Origin of the sequence: Pedobacter sp. (assembly GCF_045627485.1) — a bacterium.
Taxonomy (GTDB): Bacteria; Bacteroidota; Bacteroidia; order Sphingobacteriales; family Sphingobacteriaceae; genus Pedobacter.
The window spans coordinates 1-3,849 of record NZ_JAZQNU010000106.1 but is presented as its reverse complement, the minus strand read 5'-3'; the positions used below and the strand labels follow the sequence as shown (position 1 = coordinate 3,849).

The following is a 3,849-nucleotide window of genomic DNA, read 5'->3' as shown; positions in this document are numbered from 1 at the left end:
GAAAGCATTACATATTTTGAAATTTACCAACAAAGAAGCAGCAATTAGGGTTGAAAAACTATTATTGTCGGCGATCAAAAACTGGGAAAACAAAAATGAAGGTTCTCGCCCTGAAGAAAGCCAACTATTTGTGAAAACAATTATGGTTGGTGGTGGCCGCCAGTTAAAAAGATTGAGACCGGCACCTCAAGGCCGTGGTTACAGAATACGTAAACGTTCAAACCACGTAACTTTGGTAGTAGATAGTAAAAACGTTGAAACTCAAAACTAATTAACAGAAATGGGACAAAAAGCACATCCAATAGGAAACAGATTAGGAATCATCAAAGGTTGGGATTCTAACTGGTTCGGAGGCAACAACTATGCTGATAAATTAGTTGAGGACGATAAAATAAGAAAATACCTTGCTGCCCGTATTGCAAAAGGCGGTGTAGCAAAAGTTGTTATCGAACGTACATTGAAACGCATTACTGTAACGATTCACACGGCTCGTCCGGGTATTGTAATTGGTAAAGCAGGTCAGGAAGTTGACAAGATCAAAGAAGAGTTGAAGAAATTGACTAAAAAGGAAATTCAAATCAACATTTTTGAGATTAAACGTCCAGAACTAGATGCTCAATTGGTAGCAGAAGGCGTTGCAAAACAGTTAGAAGCGAGAATTTCTTTCCGTAGAGCAATGAAATCTACTATCGCATCTACTATGCGTATGGGCGCTGAAGGAATCAAAATTATGACATCAGGTCGTTTAGGCGGTGCAGAGATGGCACGTAGCGAGCAGTACAAAGAAGGAAGAATTCCTTTGCATACTTTCCGTGCGGACATTGATTACGCATTGGCTGAAGCTTTAACTACTTATGGTAAAATAGGGGTTAAAGTATGGATCTGTAAAGGAGAAGTTTACGGTAAACGTGATTTATCTCCGAACATTGGTGCAACCAACAACGCTCCTGGTAAAGGTGGCAGACCTGAAGGTGCATTCGGTGGTGGCAGAGACAGAGATAACCGTGGCGGTGGCGACAGAAGAAACGACAAAGGTCGTGGCGGAAGAGGTCCAGGTCAAGGTGGTGCTCCAGGTCAAGGTAGAGATAACAGAGGCGGAAACACTCCTAACAGAGGACCCCGTAAATAATTAGTTAACAGATCGTTTTACGATAATATTAAAATACAATGTTACAGCCAAAAAGAACGAAGTTCAGAAAGATGCAAAAAGGCAGAATGAAAGGTTTAGCAACACGTGGTGCTGAATTATCATTCGGGTCTTTCGGGATTAAATCTTTAGAGTCGACTTGGATTACCAGTCGTCAGATAGAGGCAGCCCGTATCGCGGTAACTCGTTTCATGAAACGTGAAGGCCAAGTGTGGATTAGAATCTTCCCGGACAAACCGGTAACTAAGAAACCAGCTGAAGTACGTATGGGTAAAGGTAAGGGTGCTCCAGAATACTGGGTAGCCGTAGTTAGACCCGGAAGAATTATTTTTGAAGCTGAAGGTGTGCCTTTGGAAGTTGCCAAAGAAGCAATGCGTTTAGCCGCTCAAAAATTACCAATACAAACAAAATTTGTGGTACGTAGAGATTACGTAGAAGCATAATAAGAGTTACTTATAATAAAAAATTAAAAGATGAAGAACTCAGAAATTACAGGGCTTTCACAAGAAGAACTAGTAGCCAGGATTGCAGAAGAGACAGAAAACTTAGTTAAGTTAAGGTTTGCGCATACTATTTCGGCTATTGAGAATCCTACCCGTATTACTAAGGTAAGGAAGGATATCGCCCGATTAAATACTGAACTGACTAAGCGCAAAGCGGAGTCTGCTACTGAAACTAAATAACTTTAGAGTCGAAATGGAAAGACAATTAAGAAAAACAAGAACCGGGTTAGTGGTAAGCAACAAGATGGATAAATCTGTCGTAGTTGCAGTAGAACGAAAAGTGAAACACCCGATCTATGGTAAGTTTGTTAAGAAAACTACCAAATTTATGGCTCATGACGAGAAAAACGATTGCGGTATTGGTGATACAGTACTGATCATGGAGACTCGTCCGCTGAGTAAGAACAAGAACTGGAGATTAGTGGAAATTTTAGAGAGGGCTAAATAACATGGTACAACAGGAATCGAGATTAAATGTAGCCGATAATAGCGGCGCAAAAGAAGTATTGGTTATCCGTGTACTTGGTGGTACTGGAAAGAGATATGCTTCTATTGGTGACAAAATCGTTGTTACCGTGAAAAGTGCATTACCTTCTGGAAACATTAAGAAAGGCACAGTTTCTAAAGCAGTTGTAGTAAGAACAAAAAAAGAGATCAGACGTAAAGATGGTTCTTACATCCGTTTCGACGACAATGCAGCAGTATTATTAAATGCACAAGATGAGCCACGTGGTACACGTATCTTTGGCCCGGTAGCAAGAGAACTGCGTGAGAAACAATTCATGAAAATTGTATCATTAGCACCGGAGGTATTATAAAATGAAAGATAAAGTAACTACACAACCAAAAATTAAAATCCGTAAAGGAGATTTAGTAAAGGTTATTGCTGGCGACTCAAAAGGCCAACAAGGAAAAGTACAAGAAGTTGTTATTGCTAAGAATAGGGTAATAATTGAAGGTGTTAACCTTGTATCAAAACATACGAAACCAAATGCTGCTACCCCAAACGGTGGTATCATAAAAAAAGAAGCTGCTCTTCATATTTCTAATGTACAGTTAGTTGATCCAAAAACTGGTGAAACTACCCGCGTTGGCAGAAAGTTAAACGCTGATGGGAAATTAGTTAGGGTTGCTAAAAAATCAGGAGAGGAGATCAAATAATGGCTTACGTACCAAGATTAAAGAGTAAATATAAAGAGGAAATTGTAACCACGCTTAAAGACAAGTTTGCTTACAAAAGCGTAATGCAGGTTCCTAAATTAGTTAAGATTTCGATCAACCAGGGTGTTGGACGTTTTTCGGTAACTGACAAGAAGATCATTGACAGTTCAATTCTGGAGATGAGCACTATTGCAGGACAGCAAGCAGTAAGCGCAAAATCTAAAAAAGATATCTCAAACTTTAAGTTACGTAAGGGTATGCCGGTTGGTGTACGTGTAACTTTACGTGATAACAACATGTTTGAGTTTTTAGATCGTTTAATTTCCGTAGCTTTGCCACGTATCCGTGATTTTAAAGGTATCAATGACAAAGGTTTTGATGGAAAAGGTAACTACACATTAGGTGTTACTGAGCAAATCATCTTCCCAGAGATCAATATTGATAAAATTAGCAAGATTTTAGGTATGGACATTACGTTTGTAACTACTGCTACTAATGATGTTGAAGCATTGGAACTTTTAAAACAATTTGGTTTACCATTTAAAAATCAAAATACAAACGTATAATGGCAAAAGAAGGAGTAAAAGCTCGCGAAGTTAAGCGCCAAAAAATGGTTGCTAAGTACGCGGAAAAACGTGCGGAACTTAAAGCTGCAGGTGATTACGAAGGATTAGATAAATTACCTAAAAATTCATCAGCTGTTCGTTTACATAACCGTTGCAAAATTACTGGTCGCCCTCGTGGTTACATGCGTACTTTTGGAATATCAAGGGTAATGTTCCGTGACATGGCTTTAGCAGGAAAAATTCCTGGAGTAACAAAAGCTAGTTGGTAATATCGTATTTTTACGTTAAGGTTGTACGCTCTGCGTAGAACCTTGCGTTATTACGTTACAATTAAATATTAACCGATGGAAGGTCGTTCCGAATGGTTCGGAAAGGAAACCACTATCACAATTTCATAAAATGAATACAGATCCAATAGCAGATTATCTTACAAGAGTAAGAAATGCCATCAAGGCAAATCACAGAATTGTAG

At 39.0% G+C, this 3,849-nt stretch carries 9 protein-coding genes and 1 pseudogene; all 10 read left to right on the top strand.

From position 1 onward, the window contains the following. The coding region (locus ACR2F3_RS08230; protein ID WP_432709500.1) for a large ribosomal subunit protein uL22 at positions 1 to 271 on the top strand (271 nt) is incomplete at its 5' end. Between the two features lie 9 nt (positions 272 to 280). Continuing rightward, entirely contained in the window at positions 281 to 1,129 is an 849-nt protein-coding gene (gene rpsC, locus ACR2F3_RS08225; RefSeq protein ID WP_432709499.1) for a 30S ribosomal protein S3, read from the top strand. Positions 1,130 to 1,167: 38 nt separating this feature from the next. Continuing rightward, positions 1,168 to 1,590, top strand: coding sequence for a 50S ribosomal protein L16 (gene rplP, locus ACR2F3_RS08220; RefSeq protein WP_048907441.1), 423 nt, complete (start codon positions 1,168 to 1,170; stop codon positions 1,588 to 1,590). 30 nt (positions 1,591 to 1,620) lie between these two features. Then, positions 1,621 to 1,830 (top strand): 50S ribosomal protein L29, encoded by a 210-nt coding sequence (gene rpmC, locus ACR2F3_RS08215; protein WP_196859735.1) that lies wholly within the window; start codon positions 1,621 to 1,623, stop codon positions 1,828 to 1,830. A 13-nt stretch (positions 1,831 to 1,843) separates the two neighbouring features. Beyond that, the gene (gene rpsQ / locus ACR2F3_RS08210) at positions 1,844 to 2,098 is read left to right on the top strand and encodes a 30S ribosomal protein S17 (protein ID WP_037442595.1); all 255 of its coding nucleotides are present in this window, start codon (positions 1,844 to 1,846) and stop codon (positions 2,096 to 2,098) included. 1 nt (position 2,099) lies between these two features. Further along, entirely contained in the window at positions 2,100 to 2,468 is a 369-nt protein-coding gene (gene rplN / locus ACR2F3_RS08205; protein WP_008244575.1) for a 50S ribosomal protein L14, read from the top strand. A 1-nt stretch (position 2,469) separates the two neighbouring features. Further along, on the top strand, positions 2,470 to 2,811 hold the full coding sequence (rplX, locus tag ACR2F3_RS08200) for a 50S ribosomal protein L24 (RefSeq protein WP_432709498.1): 342 nt from the start codon (positions 2,470 to 2,472) through the stop codon (positions 2,809 to 2,811). Further along, positions 2,811 to 3,377, top strand: a complete 567-nt coding sequence (rplE, locus tag ACR2F3_RS08195; RefSeq protein WP_432709497.1) for a 50S ribosomal protein L5 — start codon at positions 2,811 to 2,813, stop codon at positions 3,375 to 3,377. Before rplX ends, rplE begins: the two co-directional genes overlap by 1 nt. Beyond that, positions 3,377 to 3,646 carry a 30S ribosomal protein S14 gene (gene rpsN / locus ACR2F3_RS08190; RefSeq protein WP_432709496.1) on the top strand — a complete coding sequence of 90 codons (270 nt, stop codon included), beginning with the start codon at positions 3,377 to 3,379 and terminating at the stop codon, positions 3,644 to 3,646. The genes rplE and rpsN overlap by 1 nt, the downstream gene beginning before the upstream one ends. A 130-nt stretch (positions 3,647 to 3,776) precedes the next feature. Next, positions 3,777 to 3,849: pseudogene (locus ACR2F3_RS08185) on the top strand (30S ribosomal protein S8); the annotation flags it as partial.

Coding starts and splice junctions, on each gene's coding strand:
- rplN (WP_008244575.1), top strand. CDS start 2,100: ATGGTACAACAGGAATCGAGATTAAATGTAGCCGATAATAGCGGCGCA.
- rpsN (WP_432709496.1), top strand. CDS start 3,377: ATGGCAAAAGAAGGAGTAAAAGCTCGCGAAGTTAAGCGCCAAAAAATG.
- rpsC (WP_432709499.1), top strand. CDS start 281: ATGGGACAAAAAGCACATCCAATAGGAAACAGATTAGGAATCATCAAA.
- rpmC (WP_196859735.1), top strand. CDS start 1,621: ATGAAGAACTCAGAAATTACAGGGCTTTCACAAGAAGAACTAGTAGCC.
- rplE (WP_432709497.1), top strand. CDS start 2,811: ATGGCTTACGTACCAAGATTAAAGAGTAAATATAAAGAGGAAATTGTA.
- rplX (WP_432709498.1), top strand. CDS start 2,470: ATGAAAGATAAAGTAACTACACAACCAAAAATTAAAATCCGTAAAGGA.
- rplP (WP_048907441.1), top strand. CDS start 1,168: ATGTTACAGCCAAAAAGAACGAAGTTCAGAAAGATGCAAAAAGGCAGA.
- rpsQ (WP_037442595.1), top strand. CDS start 1,844: ATGGAAAGACAATTAAGAAAAACAAGAACCGGGTTAGTGGTAAGCAAC.